10 protein-coding genes, 26 tRNA genes, 1 riboswitch and 1 other annotated feature are annotated in these 15,681 nt (G+C 40.1%); of the genes, 32 read left to right on the forward strand and 4 right to left on the reverse strand.

Translation table 11 applies throughout. The features are described from left to right. Positions 1 to 36: 36 nt before the first annotated feature. The 27 genes from IV86_RS01655 (at position 37) to spxB (ending at position 4,471) form a co-directional block, all read left to right on the forward strand. Positions 37 to 109 (forward strand) — tRNA-Val (locus IV86_RS01655). A 9-nt stretch (positions 110 to 118) separates the two neighbouring features. Further along, positions 119 to 191: transfer RNA gene (locus IV86_RS01660), tRNA-Lys, on the forward strand. 59 nt (positions 192 to 250) lie between these two features. Further along, positions 251 to 323 (forward strand) — tRNA-Thr (locus IV86_RS01665). Positions 324 to 333: 10 nt separating this feature from the next. Then, positions 334 to 405 (forward strand) — tRNA-Gly (locus tag IV86_RS01670). A gap of 32 nt (positions 406 to 437) precedes the next feature. Next, a tRNA-Leu gene (locus tag IV86_RS01675) sits at positions 438 to 523 on the forward strand. Between the two features lie 8 nt (positions 524 to 531). Beyond that, positions 532 to 605 (forward strand) — tRNA-Arg (locus IV86_RS01680). 9 nt (positions 606 to 614) lie between these two features. Beyond that, a tRNA-Pro gene (locus IV86_RS01685) sits at positions 615 to 688 on the forward strand. A 39-nt stretch (positions 689 to 727) separates the two neighbouring features. Beyond that, positions 728 to 801: transfer RNA gene (locus IV86_RS01690), tRNA-Met, on the forward strand. A 20-nt stretch (positions 802 to 821) separates the two neighbouring features. Beyond that, positions 822 to 895 (forward strand) — tRNA-Ile (locus tag IV86_RS01695). A gap of 46 nt (positions 896 to 941) precedes the next feature. Beyond that, positions 942 to 1,031 (forward strand) — tRNA-Ser (locus IV86_RS01700). A gap of 9 nt (positions 1,032 to 1,040) precedes the next feature. After that, positions 1,041 to 1,114, forward strand: a tRNA-Met gene (locus IV86_RS01705). Positions 1,115 to 1,118: 4 nt separating this feature from the next. Beyond that, positions 1,119 to 1,192: transfer RNA gene (locus tag IV86_RS01710), tRNA-Asp, on the forward strand. Between the two features lie 5 nt (positions 1,193 to 1,197). Further along, positions 1,198 to 1,270, forward strand: a tRNA-Phe gene (locus IV86_RS01715). 24 nt (positions 1,271 to 1,294) lie between these two features. Beyond that, positions 1,295 to 1,365: transfer RNA gene (locus IV86_RS01720), tRNA-Gly, on the forward strand. Positions 1,366 to 1,383: 18 nt separating this feature from the next. Continuing rightward, a tRNA-Ile gene (locus IV86_RS01725) sits at positions 1,384 to 1,458 on the forward strand. Between the two features lie 3 nt (positions 1,459 to 1,461). Then, positions 1,462 to 1,549, forward strand: a tRNA-Ser gene (locus tag IV86_RS01730). Positions 1,550 to 1,572: 23 nt separating this feature from the next. Beyond that, a tRNA-Glu gene (locus IV86_RS01735) sits at positions 1,573 to 1,644 on the forward strand. 33 nt (positions 1,645 to 1,677) lie between these two features. After that, positions 1,678 to 1,751: transfer RNA gene (locus tag IV86_RS01740), tRNA-Met, on the forward strand. 4 nt (positions 1,752 to 1,755) lie between these two features. After that, positions 1,756 to 1,829, forward strand: a tRNA-Asp gene (locus tag IV86_RS01745). 5 nt (positions 1,830 to 1,834) lie between these two features. Beyond that, positions 1,835 to 1,907 (forward strand) — tRNA-Phe (locus IV86_RS01750). Positions 1,908 to 1,931: 24 nt separating this feature from the next. After that, positions 1,932 to 2,002 (forward strand) — tRNA-Gly (locus IV86_RS01755). Positions 2,003 to 2,020: 18 nt separating this feature from the next. After that, positions 2,021 to 2,095, forward strand: a tRNA-Ile gene (locus IV86_RS01760). Positions 2,096 to 2,098: 3 nt separating this feature from the next. Then, positions 2,099 to 2,186, forward strand: a tRNA-Ser gene (locus tag IV86_RS01765). A 23-nt stretch (positions 2,187 to 2,209) separates the two neighbouring features. Then, positions 2,210 to 2,281, forward strand: a tRNA-Glu gene (locus IV86_RS01770). Positions 2,282 to 2,314: 33 nt separating this feature from the next. Beyond that, positions 2,315 to 2,388: transfer RNA gene (locus tag IV86_RS01775), tRNA-Met, on the forward strand. A 4-nt stretch (positions 2,389 to 2,392) separates the two neighbouring features. Further along, positions 2,393 to 2,466 (forward strand) — tRNA-Asp (locus IV86_RS01780). Positions 2,467 to 2,737: 271 nt separating this feature from the next. Further along, positions 2,738 to 4,471 (forward strand): pyruvate oxidase, encoded by a 1,734-nt coding sequence (spxB, locus tag IV86_RS01785; protein ID WP_011673183.1) that lies wholly within the window; start codon positions 2,738 to 2,740, stop codon positions 4,469 to 4,471. A gap of 69 nt (positions 4,472 to 4,540) precedes the next feature. Here the strand turns inward: spxB and IV86_RS01790 are convergent, their stop codons facing one another. Beyond that, positions 4,541 to 5,272, reverse strand: coding sequence for a hypothetical protein (locus tag IV86_RS01790; protein ID WP_011673184.1), 732 nt, complete (start codon positions 5,270 to 5,272; stop codon positions 4,541 to 4,543). 94 nt (positions 5,273 to 5,366) lie between these two features. Next, positions 5,367 to 5,447, forward strand: a riboswitch (SMK box riboswitch). On the opposite strand from IV86_RS01790, the gene metK reads away from it, so the two are divergent. Then, positions 5,445 to 6,635: a methionine adenosyltransferase gene (metK, locus tag IV86_RS01795; protein WP_002833742.1), complete on the forward strand. Its 1,191-nt coding sequence runs from the start codon at positions 5,445 to 5,447 to the stop codon at positions 6,633 to 6,635. It overlaps the preceding riboswitch by 3 nt. A gap of 74 nt (positions 6,636 to 6,709) precedes the next feature. Beyond that, positions 6,710 to 8,176 (forward strand): MDR family MFS transporter, encoded by a 1,467-nt coding sequence (locus IV86_RS01800; RefSeq protein WP_011673185.1) that lies wholly within the window; start codon positions 6,710 to 6,712, stop codon positions 8,174 to 8,176. A 46-nt stretch (positions 8,177 to 8,222) separates the two neighbouring features. On the opposite strand, the gene mnmM is transcribed toward IV86_RS01800, so the two are convergent. Both mnmM and IV86_RS01810 read right to left on the reverse strand, forming a co-directional pair. Further along, positions 8,223 to 8,786, reverse strand: a complete 564-nt coding sequence (gene mnmM / locus IV86_RS01805) for a tRNA 5-(aminomethyl)-2-thiouridylate-methyltransferase MnmM (protein ID WP_002833744.1) — start codon at positions 8,784 to 8,786, stop codon at positions 8,223 to 8,225. Then, positions 8,779 to 9,411 (reverse strand): phosphatase PAP2 family protein, encoded by a 633-nt coding sequence (locus tag IV86_RS01810; protein WP_011673186.1) that lies wholly within the window; start codon positions 9,409 to 9,411, stop codon positions 8,779 to 8,781. The genes mnmM and IV86_RS01810 overlap by 8 nt, the downstream gene beginning before the upstream one ends. A gap of 80 nt (positions 9,412 to 9,491) precedes the next feature. Beyond that, positions 9,492 to 9,698, forward strand: a binding site (T-box leader). A 59-nt stretch (positions 9,699 to 9,757) separates the two neighbouring features. On the opposite strand from IV86_RS01810, the gene leuS reads away from it, so the two are divergent. The 3 genes from leuS to IV86_RS01825 all read left to right on the forward strand — a co-directional run bounded on the left by leuS (position 9,758) and on the right by IV86_RS01825 (position 14,792). Further along, positions 9,758 to 12,175 (forward strand): leucine--tRNA ligase, encoded by a 2,418-nt coding sequence (leuS, locus tag IV86_RS01815; RefSeq protein WP_002833746.1) that lies wholly within the window; start codon positions 9,758 to 9,760, stop codon positions 12,173 to 12,175. Between the two features lie 203 nt (positions 12,176 to 12,378). Beyond that, on the forward strand, positions 12,379 to 14,064 hold the full coding sequence (locus tag IV86_RS01820) for a putative polysaccharide biosynthesis protein (RefSeq protein WP_002833747.1): 1,686 nt from the start codon (positions 12,379 to 12,381) through the stop codon (positions 14,062 to 14,064). Positions 14,065 to 14,072: 8 nt separating this feature from the next. After that, a complete protein-coding gene (locus IV86_RS01825; protein WP_002833748.1) occupies positions 14,073 to 14,792 on the forward strand; it encodes a 16S rRNA pseudouridine(516) synthase in 720 nt (239 codons plus the stop codon). A gap of 22 nt (positions 14,793 to 14,814) precedes the next feature. Here IV86_RS01825 and IV86_RS01830 read toward each other — a convergent pair whose 3' ends face one another. Next, positions 14,815 to 15,654 (reverse strand): NAD(P)H-hydrate dehydratase, encoded by an 840-nt coding sequence (locus tag IV86_RS01830; protein ID WP_002833749.1) that lies wholly within the window; start codon positions 15,652 to 15,654, stop codon positions 14,815 to 14,817. Positions 15,655 to 15,681: the final 27 nt, after the last annotated feature.

The raw sequence follows: 15,681 nt of genomic DNA on the forward strand, positions 1-15,681 counted from the left end.
CGCCCCCTGCGAGGGTAGGACGTTGCCATGCTAAATGGGGGATTAGCTCAGTTGGGAGAGCATCTGCCTTACAAGCAGGAGGTCACAGGTTCGAGCCCTGTATCCCCCATTATATTTTGAGCCGTTAGCTCAGTTGGTAGAGCATCTGACTTTTAATCAGAGGGTCGACAGTTCGAGCCTGTCACGGCTCATAGCACAAATTAGTGCTATGTTTCATAAAAGTAAATATATGGCATTAATAAGTGATAATGCCGACTTAGCTCAGTTGGCAGAGCATCTGTCTTGTAAACAGGGGGTCGGAGGTTCGAATCCTCTAGTCGGCATATCAATTTTGCGGAAGTAGTTCAGTGGTAGAACATCACCTTGCCATGGTGGGGGTCGCGGGTTCGAATCCCGTCTTCCGCTTAGTAGTAATCCCTTACTACTATAGCAAAGATGCCGGGGTGGCGGAATTGGCAGACGCACAGGACTTAAAATCCTGCGGTTAGTGATAACCGTACCGGTTCGATCCCGGTCCTCGGCACTTATTATGCACCCATAGCGCAACTGGATAGAGTGTCTGACTACGAATCAGAAGGTTGTAGGTTCGACTCCTACTGGGTGCATTGTTTTAACGGGAAGTAGCTCAGCTTGGTAGAGCACCTGGTTTGGGACCAGGGGGTCGCAGGTTCGAATCCTGTCTTCCCGATTAAATGTTTAAATACATTTATTGTTTCAATATATAGATCGCGGTGTAGCTCAGCTGGCTAGAGCGTCCGGTTCATACCCGGGAGGTCGGGGGTTCGATCCCCTCCGCCGCGATAGGGTTAATATACGAACTTGGACCTTTAGCTCAGTTGGTTAGAGCAAACGGCTCATAACCGTTCGGTCGTAGGTTCGAGTCCTACAAGGTCCATCTAGCTTTTGTTAGTATAGGGCAGTAAAACGTATATTTTTATTATGGAGGATTACCCAAGTCTGGCTGAAGGGAACGGTCTTGAAAACCGTCAGGTGGGTCAAACCACGCGAGAGTTCGAATCTCTCATCCTCCTTTCAATTATCGCGGGATGGAGCAGTCTGGTAGCTCGTCGGGCTCATAACCCGAAGGTCGTAGGTTCAAATCCTGCTCCCGCAATTATGGTCCTATGGTCTAGCTGGTTAGGACGCCTGCCTGTCACGCAGGAGATCACGAGTTCGAGTCTCGTTAGGACCGTAAATGGCTCGGTAGCTCAGTCGGTAGAGCAATGGATTGAAGCTCCATGTGTCGGCAGTTCGATTCTGTCCCGCGCCATTCACAATTTAATACCTTTATTATGCGGGTGTAGTTTAGTGGTAAAACCACAGCCTTCCAAGCTGTTGTCGCGAGTTCGATTCTCGTCACCCGCTTTTGTTATATTTTTATATGGGCCTATAGCTCAGCTGGTTTAGAGCGCACGCCTGATAAGCGTGAGGTCGATGGTTCGAGTCCATTTAGGCCCATTTGGAGAAGTACTCAAGTGGCTGAAGAGGCGCCCCTGCTAAGGGTGTAGGTCGCGCAAGCGGCGCGAGGGTTCGAATCCCTCCTTCTCCGTAGCTTGTATATTTTATATTTATGACCCGTTGGTCAAGTGGTTAAGACACTGCCCTTTCACGGCAGTAACATGGGTTCGAATCCCGTACGGGTCATCAACATTTGATTATTAATTAACTTTATATTATCGCGGGATGGAGCAGTCTGGTAGCTCGTCGGGCTCATAACCCGAAGGTCGTAGGTTCAAATCCTGCTCCCGCAATTATGGTCCTATGGTCTAGCTGGTTAGGACGCCTGCCTGTCACGCAGGAGATCACGAGTTCGAGTCTCGTTAGGACCGTAAATGGCTCGGTAGCTCAGTCGGTAGAGCAATGGATTGAAGCTCCATGTGTCGGCAGTTCGATTCTGTCCCGCGCCATTCACAATTTAATACCTTTATTATGCGGGTGTAGTTTAGTGGTAAAACCACAGCCTTCCAAGCTGTTGTCGCGAGTTCGATTCTCGTCACCCGCTTTTGTTATATTTTTATATGGGCCTATAGCTCAGCTGGTTTAGAGCGCACGCCTGATAAGCGTGAGGTCGATGGTTCGAGTCCATTTAGGCCCATTTGGAGAAGTACTCAAGTGGCTGAAGAGGCGCCCCTGCTAAGGGTGTAGGTCGCGCAAGCGGCGCGAGGGTTCGAATCCCTCCTTCTCCGTAGCTTGTATATTTTATATTTATGACCCGTTGGTCAAGTGGTTAAGACACTGCCCTTTCACGGCAGTAACATGGGTTCGAATCCCGTACGGGTCATCAACATTTGATTATTAATTAACTTTATATTATCGCGGGATGGAGCAGTCTGGTAGCTCGTCGGGCTCATAACCCGAAGGTCGTAGGTTCAAATCCTGCTCCCGCAATTATGGTCCTATGGTCTAGCTGGTTAGGACGCCTGCCTGTCACGCAGGAGATCACGAGTTCGAGTCTCGTTAGGACCGTTCGCACAAGTAGAAAAAAACAATTAAAACATCTTATTTTAGAATAAGGTGTTTTTTTGTATATAAAAATAATTAAGCTCCTAAAGTAAGTTTGAGCTTCACTTAGAGAACTTTTAATTAATTTCAGTTTAATATCCCGATAAATTAAGTAAAGTTAAATAAGTACCATTTATTTAACAAATAATAACGTTTTAGTTTACAAATGTATTGAATAGAACTACAATCAACCTTGTAGAAAACTTACTAAAAAGAAGTGGAATGAGGGGATTATATGACTGAAAAAATTAATGCATCTGATGCAATGATTAAAGTTTTGGAATCATGGGGAGTTCATAACGTTTATGGTCTACCAGGGGGATCTTTTGATTCGACAATGAATGCTTTGTACAATCGGAAAAGCACCATTAATTATGTTCAAGTTCGACATGAAGAAGTTGGGGCTCTGGCAGCGGTCGGAGAAGCTAAGGTAACTGGTAAACTTGGAGTTACATTTGGATCAGCTGGACCTGGTGCAGTTCATTTACTTAATGGTTTATATGATGCTAAGCATGATCATATGCCTGTATTAGCTTTGGTCGGACAAGTTCCTACAACATTAATGAACACGGACTATTTCCAAGAATTAAATGAAAATCCAATTTTCACCGATGTTGCAGTTTATAATCGAACCGTAATGACTGCTGAACAAATGCCACACGTCGTCGACGAAGCTATTCGCCAAGCTTACAAATATAGTGGGGTAGCGGTAGTTACAATTCCTAAGGATTTAGGTTGGCAACCCATTGAAGATAACTATGTCTCATCAGCTAATCTTTATCAAGCACCAATCTTACCTGAACCAGATGTAAAGCAGGTTGACGAAGCGCTTGAAATTTTGAGTAATGCCAAGCATCCAGTGATGTACATCGGGCAAGGTACAAGAGGAGCTGGATCAGATATTATTGCATTGTCTGAAAAACTGCATATTCCGATTGTTACATCAGCCTTGGCTAAGGGAATTGTCCCCGACAGTTATAAGGCTAACATGGGATCGGCTGGTCGAGTAGCAACTAAACCAGGGGTAGAAGTTTTACAAGCGGCAGATGCTGTAATGTTCGTGGGCTCTGATTTTCCATTCCAGCCTTACTTTGTTGCCCCAGATGCTAAATATATCCAAGTAGATATTGATGCAAGTAAATTTGGTAGAAGACATGTTGTAGATTTGGCTATTTTAGCTGACTCCCATAAATTCCTCAAGGTGATGCTAGAAAAAGCTGAAACTACTGCTGAAAGCAAATGGTATAAGGCAGCATTAGAAAACAAAAAGAATTGGGAAGAATGGAAGAATTCGTTTGTGGGCCAGCAAGATACACCTTTAAATGTTGAAAATGTTTTTGCGAAGATTAATGCTTTAGCAACCGATGATGCTATTTTCCAAGTTGATGTTGGTAATGTAACGATCGATGGCATGCGTTTCCTTAAAGCTGATCAAGCTCAACGATTTACGACCTCAGGTTGGTATGCCACAATGGGTTATGCCTTACCAGCAGCCATTGGAGCACAAGCTGAATATCCAGATCGCCAAGTTTGGTCAATTTCAGGCGATGGTGGATATGCCATGGTAATGCAAGATGTCCTAACTCAAGTTAAGTATCATATGCCTATCATCAATGTTATATTAACAAATGAAAGCTTAGGCTTTATCGAAGCTGAACAAGATGATAGCAAGCAACCACATTCTGGTGTAGATTTGATTGATGCAGATTACGGTACTTCAGCCCAAGCACTGGGGGCAGAAGGATTTGAAGTTCGGACCTACGACGAACTGGAACAAGCCTTTGAAAAAGCGAAAGATCGTAAAGGCCCCGTGGTAATTGATATTAAGATTACAAACTTAAGACCACTTCCTGTTGAACAGCTACTTTTGGATAAAGAAACTCAAGATCCTGAAGCAGTCGAACAATTTGTTAAGAAGTATCATGCTGAATCATTGATTCCTTTCAGAAAATTATTAGAAGAAGCATAATTTAAATGCTAAAAAACGGGCGAAAAAGTCAAAGATTGATTTTTCGTCCGTTTTTATTTGTTTAAGAAATTAATTGATGGTTATAAAAAATGAAGCCAAACCAATTAGAGCAATTAGGACTAGCAAAGTGAAGTTCCGAGGTAGGTGTAATTTAGGAACAAACCAACTAAAAACTGCTAAAATGGGATAAATTAAAGCTGTCCAACTCTTTAAAAGAATAAAAGCAAAAATCGTAATGATTAAAGTTAATGCTAAGGCAAATATTGCAAACTTAAAACTAGTTTTAATAAAAATAGCAAAGAGAATTACGATGATCATCAAGGATAACAATAAGCCCATTTTCAAGAGAATCGAAGTTACAAACCCATTTCGAATGTAGAAAAAGGCAAGTGGGGCTAACGTTCCGACACTAAGCGAAAAAGTAAGTAATCCTACACCATTTTTTTGTTCAAATGGTAGGAAAGTAGTCAGAAATGGCACAAAACTAAGTAACCCTAAAAGTGCAACGTAAGTGTTTTCGCTGAACAGTAGAATTATAAAGGTCAAAATTGGAATAATCGCCAAGGGCGCCATTAAACGTAAATTAGTTTTGTTAGTTAGACGATCGATAGTAAGAAAATTTACCATGAAAGTTGCTAGGAAAAATAATATTTGAATAGAAAGATGCTTACTGAAGATTTCTGAGCTAAAATGGCTACTAAGATACCAAGGTACCACCGAGAGTAACAAAGCATTAATGGCGGGAAGATAACTCTTTTTTTCAATAGGATAATTAAATTTTGGTAGATTGATTTTATTCATATAAAACTCCTTATGTTTCCTGACATTAATCGTATACAAAAGCCGCAGGAACGTCAACCTAACTTTAAAAGAAAGAGTGGGTGTGATAGACTTAGTAAGTTACTAGTGTTCCCGATAGGATTAGTTATCCAAAAGATCCTTGTAACCGAAATTAAATTTAGGGGGAATTTACATGTCAGAAAGACATTTATTTACTTCAGAATCAGTATCTGAAGGACATCCAGACAAGATAGCCGATCAAATCAGTGACTCTATCTTAGATGAACTATTAAAGAACGATCCAGATGCACGAGTTGCTTGTGAAACAACCGTTACGACTGGATTAGTAGTCGTTGTGGGAGAAATCTCAACAACAGCTTACATCGATATCCAAAAGGTGGTTAGAAAGACCATTAAGGATATTGGCTATGTAGGTGGAGAATATGGATTTGATGGCGAAAATTGTGCTGTAATTGTTGCTATTGATGAACAATCTCCAGATATTGCCCAAGGAGTTGATGATTCCTTGGAAACGCGTGAAGGCCATGAAGATCGACTAAACCAAATCGGTGCCGGAGATCAAGGTTTAATGTTCGGATACGCAACTAATGAAACAGAAGAATTAATGCCATTACCAATTATGTTAAGTCATCATTTGATGCAAAGAATTGCTAAACTACGTAAGGAACAAGTTATCAGCTATCTTCGTCCAGATGCTAAGGCTGAAGTGACGGTTGAATATGATGATAATGATCATCCAGTTCGCGTAGATACGGTTGTTTTAAGTACTCAACATGATCCTGACGTAACTTTAGAACAAATTCGCCAAGATGTTATTGAACAAGTTATCAAAGCTGTAATCCCAGCTACTCTTTTAGATGAAAACACTAATTTCTACATCAACCCTACAGGTCGCTTTGTTATTGGTGGACCACAAGGGGATGCCGGTTTGACAGGGCGTAAGATCATCGTAGATACCTACGGTGGGGCCGCTCGTCATGGTGGTGGAGCTTTCTCTGGAAAAGATGCGACTAAGGTGGACCGTTCAGCAAGTTATGCCGCTCGTTACATTGCCAAAAACATTGTAGCAGCTAAGTTAGCTGAAAGGGTTGAAGTTCAGATTGCTTATGCAATTGGGGTCGCAGAACCTGTTTCGGTCATGGTGGATACTTTTGGTACCGGTACGGTTTCGGAAGAAAAATTAACACAAGCCGTTCGTAAGATTTTTGATTTACGACCTGCTGGAATTATTGAAATGTTAGATTTGAAACGTCCAATTTACAAGCAGACGGCTGCTTATGGTCATTTCGGACGGACTGACGTTGAACTACCATGGGAAAAGACGGATAAGGTTGAAGCTTTAAACGACTTTTTTAAAAACTAAAAAATTTGATTAATGGCTGTGTTGATGTCTAAACGGATATTAACACGGCTATTATATTGGTTGAGAGGTAATAAATGGAGAAAAAACAAACAAATGTGGTCGTTGTAACAGTCGCTATTTTTGTTGCAACTTTTATGTCGGCGATTGAAGGAACAATTGTTTCAACAGCGATGCCGACCATTGTAGGAGATTTACATGGCGTTAGTTTGATGAATTGGGTTATTTCAATTTTCCTACTAACTAATGCAATATTTACCCCAATTTACGGGAAGTTGTCTGATATTTTCGGTCGTAAACGAGTGTTTATTTTTGGAATTATTATATTTTTGATTGGCTCGATGTTAAGTGGGATGGCCCACTCAATGGGTTTCTTGATTTTATGGCGCGCATTGCAAGGAATCGGGGCTGGATCGATTATGCCGGTTTCTAATACCATTATTGCTGATATTTATCCGATTGAAAAACGGGCCAAGGTAATGGGACTAAATGGTTCAGCATGGGGAATTGCTTCTATTATTGCTCCGCTATTAGGAGGCTTTATTGTTGATAATCTAAGTTGGCATTGGATTTTCTTTATCAATTTACCGATTGGAATTATCACCATCTTTTTAATTCAGTTCTTCCTTAAAGAAGAGGTTAGTGTCCATAGCAAGAAAATTGACTACCTAGGTAGTTTTTGGTTAATGGTAGCTTTACTGGGACTAATGTACGGTTTCCAATTGATGGGTGAAAGTTCATTCTCATGGATTACATTGGTGATTTCGTTTGTGATTTTCATCGTGGGAGCTGGCTTATTTATTCGTCAAGAAAAACGGGCGGAAGATCCCATTATTTTCCTAGATTTGTTTAACAACCGCACATTTGTAATTCAAAATGTGGCGACGATGTTGGTCTCTGGTTTGTTGATTGGTTTCGAAGTTTACTTACCAAGCTGGACACAAGGAATTTTAGGAGTGCCAGCTTCATTAGCTGGATTTGCAGTAACTCCAAGTTCAATTTTATGGATTTTCGGTTCATTCTTAGCAGGACGGATGATTGTTAAATTAAAGGCCAATCAGATCTTGACCATTAGTTTATCAATCCTAGCTGTTGGTAGCTTATTATTAGCTTTAGTACCGGCTTCAACACCGTTCTTGGCTTTCTTCTTTATTGCAGCTATTTTAGGAGTTGGTTTTGGAATTACAATTACTTCCACATTAGTAATTTCACAGCAATTAGTAACTAAAGATCGGATTGGGGTAGCAACTTCCTTTAATACTTTGGCTAAGACACTGGGCCAAACCATTATGATGTCCGTTTTCGGAATCATTATGAATGGGACGATGAATGCCGGAGTTAAGGCGAACCCTAAAATTAATATGGATATGATGAACAAAGTTATCAATCCTCAAACGGCTAAAACTTTACCAGAAACTTTATTGCCAACGTTGAGAAATGTTTTATATCAAGCTTTGCATAATATCTACATTGGTTGCTTTATTTTGATTGTGGTTGCTTTAATCATTAATGCGTTTGACCGTCGCTCAAAAGATAATATTTAAAAAAATGGATTTAGAACCTAGCTGAGAGGCTAGCCTTCTAAATCCATTATTTTTTACGCTCAATACACAATAAAATGGGCGGATTATTAATCTGGTTGATGAATTCATAGCGTAAACACGAATAGTGATGTTGGTCGAGTTCAGCTACAAATGAAAGTAATTGTTGTAATTCTTCTTGACCTCCAGGATGACCGTAGTAACAAACTAGGATAATACGACCACCAATTTTTAACTGATTTAAACTTTGTTGGACTGCCGAGATAGTGGAAGTGGGATGAGTAATAATTGATTTATCTCCGCCCGGTAAATATCCTAGATTAAAGATGGCCCCAGTAATGGGTTCGGTGACATAATGGTCAATTTGATCATGACTAGCATGGATTAGTTCAACATTAATTAAGGTTTGATGCTGGTGCTCAAACAGAGCTCGAGTTTGCTCTAAAGCTGCTTTTTGAACATCAAAACTAAAAACTCGGCCAGTGCTTTGAACCAATTCACTTAAAAATAAAGTGTCATGACCATTTCCCATAGTGGCATCGATTACCACATCGCCGGGTTGAACAATTTCAGTTAGTAATTGATGACTGTATTGCATGGCATTATCAAGCATTTTTAATTTTCCTTCCATAAAAGAGATAGGTTGTAAATTGAAGAACGATTAAACCAAGTAAGAATCCCGCCGTAACATCCGTTGGAAAATGAACGTTTAAATAAATTCGGGATAGGCCAATGCCTAGCATTAGAATTAAGTAGATTAATGCTAGTAAGTTTCGTTTTAATTGATGATGGACAACTTGGAAAGTGATAAAAATTAGGCTTCCAAATAAAACCATAGCCGCCACTGAATGACCACTAGGAAAACTATAACCACCAATACTGATTAAACGGAATTCGGGGCGTTGGCGTTGAATGATTTGTTTAATTAAATGATTAAGTCCATTTCCGAGGACAATATTACAAGCCAAGAATAAAGCGGCTTTCTTTAGGTGCTTTAGAATTAAAATTAAGCAGACTATCAAGCTGATAATTATGTAAGGAATAGAATTACCTAGCTGGGTATAGATGCTGACCACTTGATTGAATCCAGGCGTTCGGACAGATTGCACCAGACTACTGATGCTGTTGTCATAGGCGTGTACCCAGCTGGGCTTAAAAATAACTAAACTTACGATTAAGATAAATAAAAGCGTAGGTAGAATATTGATTAATAAATGAGTATATTTTCTGCTGTGCATACGTTTCTCCTTTAACTTCATAATTAATTTTAGCATATTGAGTTGTAATGAAGCGTGGAGATTGGTATGATAAACCTAACTAAATATTGTCGATAAAAGAAGTAGTAGTTGGGATGGATATTTTAAGAGACCGAATGGCTAGTGGAAATTCGGAATGACTTTCAACGAACTCGTCTTTAAAATTAACAATCTTGAACCTAAGTAGAGATTGTCGTTTTCCGCGTTAAGGTATTCAAGTGTGCATTTTGCAAAACATAGGTGGTACCGCGGAACTTTTCGTCCTAAGGATTCTTTTTTAGAATCCTTAGGTTTTTTTTTATCGACAAATATAATAATGGAGGAAACTATGGCTTATAATCATAAAGATATCGAACAGAAGTGGCAGCAATTCTGGAGCGACAATGAGACTTTTAAGACGGTCGAAGATGCAGACAAACCCAAATATTATGCATTAGACATGTTCCCTTATCCATCAGGTCAAGGACTCCATGTGGGCCATCCTGAAGGATATACAGCAACAGATATTATGTCACGAATGAAACGGATGCAAGGTTACAAAGTACTTCATCCAATGGGATGGGATGCTTTTGGTCTTCCAGCAGAACAATATGCGATGAAGACGGGTAACAATCCGCGTGATTTTACAGCTAAGAATATTCAAAACTTTAAGCGTCAAATCCAATCACTTGGTTTTTCTTATGACTGGTCGCGAGAAGTTAATACAACTGATCCAGCTTACTACAAGTGGACTCAATGGATTTTTGAGCAACTCTACAAGAAGGGCTTAGCTTATGAAAAAGAAACGCTGGTAAACTGGGCTCCTGATTTAATGGGTGGAACGGTAGTTGCTAACGAAGAAGTTGTGGATGGTAAGACAGAACGTGGTGGGTTCCCCGTTTATCGTAAACCAATGAAACAATGGATTCTTAAAATTACAGCTTACGCCGACCGTTTGATTGACGATTTGGACCTGGTAGATTGGCCCGATAGTATTAAAGAAATGCAAAAAAACTGGATTGGTCGTTCAGTGGGGGCTAGCGTCTTCTTTAATGTTGAAGATAGCGAAAAACAAATTGAAGTATTTACAACGCGTCCAGATACATTATTTGGCGCAACATACTTGGTAATTTCACCAGAACATGACCTCGTTGACCAAATTACAACTCCAGAAAGTAAAGCTGCCGTTGAAGAATACAAGAAAGCTGTTGCAACTAAATCAGATCTTGAACGGACGGATTTGAATAAAGACAAGACGGGAGTCTTCACGGGAGCATACGCGGTTAACCCTGTTAATGGTAAGAAAATTCCAGTTTGGATTAGTGATTACGTATTGGCTTCATACGGAACTGGAGCAGTGATGGCTGTTCCTGCTCATGATGGCCGTGACTACGAATTTGCTAAGAAATTCAAGATAGATATGGTGCCAGTTTATGAAGGTGGCAATCTTGAAGATGGAGTATTGGACAGCGAAGGCGGGCTAATTAACTCTGGATTCCTAGATGGGATGGATAAGCAGACGGCTATTGATACCATGATTAGCTGGTTGGAAGAACATGGAGTTGGTCATAAGAAGGTTAACTATCGTCTTCGTGACTGGGTCTTCTCTCGCCAACGCTACTGGGGTGAACCAATCCCTGTAATTCATTGGGAAGATGGAGAAACAACTTTGATTCCTGAAGATGAATTGCCATTGAGACTCCCAGCTGCAACTGACATTCGTCCTTCCGGTACCGGAGAAAGCCCATTAGCTAATTTAGATGATTGGGTAAACGTAGTTGATGAAAATGGACGTAAGGGTCGCCGGGAAACTAATACAATGCCACAATGGGCGGGTAGTTCATGGTACTTCCTCCGTTACGTTGATCCTAAGAATGATCAAAAGATTGCTGACGAAGATTTACTTAAAGAATGGTTACCAGTCGACTTATATGTTGGTGGAGCTGAACATGCGGTACTTCATTTACTTTATGCACGTTTCTGGCACAAAGTTTTATATGATCTAGGAGTTGTACCAACTAAGGAACCATTCCAAAAATTGGTTAACCAAGGGATGATTCTCGGTAGCAATCATGAGAAGATGTCTAAGTCAAAAGGGAACGTGGTTAATCCAGATGATATTGTTGAGCGCTTTGGAGCGGATACTTTACGATTATACGAAATGTTCATGGGACCTCTGACAGAATCAGTCGCCTGGAGTGAAGATGGGCTTAACGGAAGTCGTAAGTGGATTGACCGCGTCTGGCGCTTGATGATTGACGACGAAAACCAATTGCGTGATCATATTGTTACTGAAAATGATGGCAGTTTGGATATGATTTATAACCAAACTGTTAAGAAGGTAACTGATGATTATGAAAACATGCGCTTTAACACGGCTATTTCACAAATGATGGTCTTTGTTAATGAAGCATACAAGGCTGATAAACTTCCAGCAGTATATATGGAAGGATTAGTTAAGATGTTAGCTCCAATTATTCCGCACGTTGCTGAAGAACTTTGGAGTTTGCTAGGTCACGAAGGTGGTATTTCATACGCTGAATGGCCAACATATGATGAAAGTAAGTTAGTAGAAGCTACAGTTCAAGTCATTCTACAAGTTAATGGTAAAGTTCGGAGTAAGATTACCGTTGACAAGGATATCGCCAAAGAAGAACTTGAAAAATTAGCGTTAGCTGATGCTAAGATTCAACAATGGACGGCAGATAAGACTGTTCGTAAGGTAATTGTTATTCCTAACAAGATTGTTAATATCGTAGTAGGATAACTAAATCAAAAGTAGGGTCCAGATGTTTTAACAGCATCGTGGACCCTTTTTTTGTAGAAAAATAGTTTGGAAAATGAACTAATTTTGGGAGTTTGGTGGATTTTTTAAGTGTTAGCTGAGCTATCAGCGTAAATTTAATTGTATCGGAGGTATGAATTGTATTAAAATAGTGTAGATTGACTAGAGAAAGTAGGTTTTTATAAATGGATAAGCAATCTGAAATGGATAATTCAGAGTCTCTCTATATGGGTTCACAACCCTTAAGAGATAATTCAGGAAAATCTTCATCCAAAGCAAAGATGCTCGAAGGTTCGGCGTGGATGACCGCCGGAAGTATCTTTTCTAGAATATTAGGCGCCATTTATATTATCCCATGGGTAATTTGGTTTGGTGTTTATAGTGACCAAGCGAACGCTCTTTTTACTAAAGGATATAATATTTATAGTTTCTTTCTAATTGCTGCGATTGCAGGAATTCCATCTGCGATTTCCAAGCAGGTATCCCATTACAACGCAATTAATGAGTTTGCGTTGGGGCAACGTTTGTATAAGCGGGGACTTTTGTTATCCGTCGGAACGGGAATTATCTGTGCCGCAATTCTGTATTTTGGCGCTCCATTTTTAAAAGATGGTGACCCGAACGTAATTACGGTTCTCCATGCGTTGGCTTGGGCAGTGTTAGTAATTCCTACGATGAGTTTGACTCGGGGCTTTTTCCAAGGTTACCAAGAAATGGGACCATCAGCCGTTTCTCAATTTATTGAGCAATTAGCCCGAGTGATTTATATGCTAACAACCGCCTACTTTATTATGGGAAAAAGCGGTCAAGGCGATTGGGTTTATGGCGTTTCACAATCAACCTTTGCGGCTTTTATTGGTGCATTAGGTGGATTATTAGTGCTTGGGATTTATTTCATTAAATACCGTAAGCGACTTTCCTATTTGTCACAGCATAGTGCCAATGAACTGGTAGTTTCAACGTCAACGCTATATAAAGAAATTATTGCTCAAGCTGTACCTTTTATTATTATTGGATCAGCTATTACAATTTTCCAATTAATCGACCAATACACCTTTTTCCGGATTATGAATGCGGTGAGTGACTATTCGACTGCCGTCTTAAATAATATGTACGCAATCTTTGCTTTTAATGCTAACAAACTGGTAATGATTGTTATTTCATTAGCGTCAGCGATGGCCGTCACTTCCGTACCGATTTTATCGGAAGCCAAAACTAGGGGCGATCGAGCAGAAATTAGTCGACAAGTAACGGATTCAATTTTGCTCTTTGCATTTTTGATGATTCCAGCTGCTTTAGGGATGGCTGCGGTAGCTCAACCAGCATACACGCTGTTCTATCATCTAAGTGATGTAGGAACTGCCATTTTACAATTTAATTCTTATGTAGCAATTGTTTTAGGATTATTTACAGTGATTTCGGCTATTATGCAAGGAATTGGTGAAAATGTCTTAGCCGTGAAGTATTTCTGTGTCGGAATGATTGTTAAATTTATTTTCCAATTTCCCATGGTGGCATTATTTTCAGCAGTGGGTTCATTAATTTCAACGGCTATTGGATTTATGGTAGTGAATTGGTTGATTTTACGGCATATCAACTTGGAATATGGCTTAGATTATCGTCGAATTAATACATTTATTGGAAAAATCATCACTTATGCTTTTGGAACATTCTTGATTGCAATGGTCGTAACTAATGGATTATACATAGTGATGGATCCAGCCAGTAAAGTACAATCGTTACTAGTTATAGCTGCGGCCGTAGTTTTAGGTGGAGCATTTTATCTCTACTTTGTATTAAAGAGCCGCCTAGCGGATGAAATTGTGGGGGCACGGGCAGCTGGCTTACGTCGAATGCTAAAGATTAGTTAGGAGGAGACATGCGAGTAGATAAATTTTTACATGACATGAATATGGGAACGCGAACCCAAATTCGAAAAATGATTAAAGACAAGCTAATCTTTGTTAACGATACGGTCGTTAAAACTGGGCGAGTTAAAGTGGATCCAGTGGTTGATGAGGTTAGATTAAAAGACCAAGTGATTGAGTATCAACAATATTTCTATTTCATGATGAACAAACCATTGGGAGTCTTAACTGCTACGGAAGATCGTAAACAAAAAACCGTTATGGATTTATTCAACAAGGTCGATCTCCGAAATGATTTATTTCCAGTCGGAAGATTGGATAAAGATACCCAAGGCTTACTGCTAATCACTAATAACGGGCAGTTAGCGCATGATTTATTAGCACCAGAGCGGCACGTTGATAAAACTTACGAGGCGGTGGTGACTGGAAAAATCACCGATCAAGCTGTCGAAGAATTTCAAAAAGGAATCACCTTAAGGGATGGTACTACGTTAAAACCAGCGCAACTGATCATTGAACACTATTCAGAATTAGATGATCAAACAGTGGTTAAGGTAGTCCTAAAAGAAGGAAAGTATCATCAGGTTCGCCGAATGTTTGGTAGCCTAGGTGAGAAAGTGGTCACTCTTCGAAGGACTTCCTTTGGTCCTTTAGAATTAGATGTGGGATTACTTCCCGGAACTTATCGAGAATTAACGGATGATGAAATTAATCGGTTAGTTGAAGGTTAAAAATAAGCTACTATGACAAAAATCATAGTAGCTTATTTTTTTGAAGTTGTTTTAGTGTGAAGGGGAGACGACGAATTAAGCGATGGGGCAAAACAACCGCTTCTTTTTGATAAATTTGATCGGCGGTATAACTGTGTAAGAAGGTTCCTAAGGTAACACCTAAGGCCAAAGAGTCGACTTGGTTTACTAACGCAATAATTACTCCAGTTAAGGCGTCTCCTGAACCACCTGTTGCCATCCCAGGGTTACCAGCCATAATTTGGCGAAAGTCGGTGTGAGGAGCGTAAATTTCAGTTTCATAATGCTTTAGAACTACCATTGCTTTTAAACGGTCAACTGCACGTTGATTTAGCGAGGGGTTTTGATCTACTATCTTTATTCCGGAAAGTCGTTGCCATTCCATTTGGTGAGGAGTAAAAATAGTTTGGGGATGATCTACCTGAATTTGATGGGTAGCAATCAAATCAATCGCTGAACCATCAATAACTAAAGGTGTTTGGGGTTGAACGTGGTCTAAGACAAATTTTAAAATTTTTAAGCTAGTAGCATTAGTTCCCAATCCCGGACCGATTACCACTCCCGTTGATTTTTTTAGGGCTGCTTTTAAAGCATCAAAATCTAAGAAATCGAGCAACATAACTTCGGCTAGAGTGGAGCGGACAGCCGTAAAGTTAGTTTTATCCGTTGCTAAGGTTACTAATCCACCTCCAGCATAAACTGCCGCTGAACTTGATAAAATTCCAGCGCCTCCGTATTGATCATTACCAGCTACGATTAAAATCCGACCATAACTTCCTTTGTGACTATCATTGGAACGGACGGGCCATAAGTTGTTCAATCCGTCCTGATTAATCTTTAACATTGTAATCACCTCGTAAAGGTAGTATAC

The sequence above is a fragment of the Pediococcus pentosaceus genome (assembly GCF_001437285.1).
Classification (GTDB): Bacteria; Bacillota; Bacilli; order Lactobacillales; family Lactobacillaceae; genus Pediococcus; species Pediococcus pentosaceus.

Excerpts from the sequence above, each read along its gene's own strand:
- IV86_RS01800 (WP_011673185.1), top strand. The coding sequence starts at position 6,710 with ATGGAGAAAAAACAAACAAATGTGGTCGTTGTAACAGTCGCTATTTTT.
- IV86_RS01820 (WP_002833747.1), top strand. The coding sequence starts at position 12,379 with ATGGATAAGCAATCTGAAATGGATAATTCAGAGTCTCTCTATATGGGT.
- metK (WP_002833742.1), top strand. The coding sequence starts at position 5,445 with ATGTCAGAAAGACATTTATTTACTTCAGAATCAGTATCTGAAGGACAT.
- IV86_RS01825 (WP_002833748.1), top strand. The coding sequence starts at position 14,073 with ATGCGAGTAGATAAATTTTTACATGACATGAATATGGGAACGCGAACC.
- spxB (WP_011673183.1), top strand. The coding sequence starts at position 2,738 with ATGACTGAAAAAATTAATGCATCTGATGCAATGATTAAAGTTTTGGAA.
- leuS (WP_002833746.1), top strand. The coding sequence starts at position 9,758 with ATGGCTTATAATCATAAAGATATCGAACAGAAGTGGCAGCAATTCTGG.
- IV86_RS01810 (WP_011673186.1), bottom strand. The coding sequence starts at position 9,411 with ATGCACAGCAGAAAATATACTCATTTATTAATCAATATTCTACCTACG.
- IV86_RS01830 (WP_002833749.1), bottom strand. The coding sequence starts at position 15,654 with ATGTTAAAGATTAATCAGGACGGATTGAACAACTTATGGCCCGTCCGT.
- IV86_RS01790 (WP_011673184.1), bottom strand. The coding sequence starts at position 5,272 with ATGAATAAAATCAATCTACCAAAATTTAATTATCCTATTGAAAAAAAG.
- mnmM (WP_002833744.1), bottom strand. The coding sequence starts at position 8,786 with ATGCTTGATAATGCCATGCAATACAGTCATCAATTACTAACTGAAATT.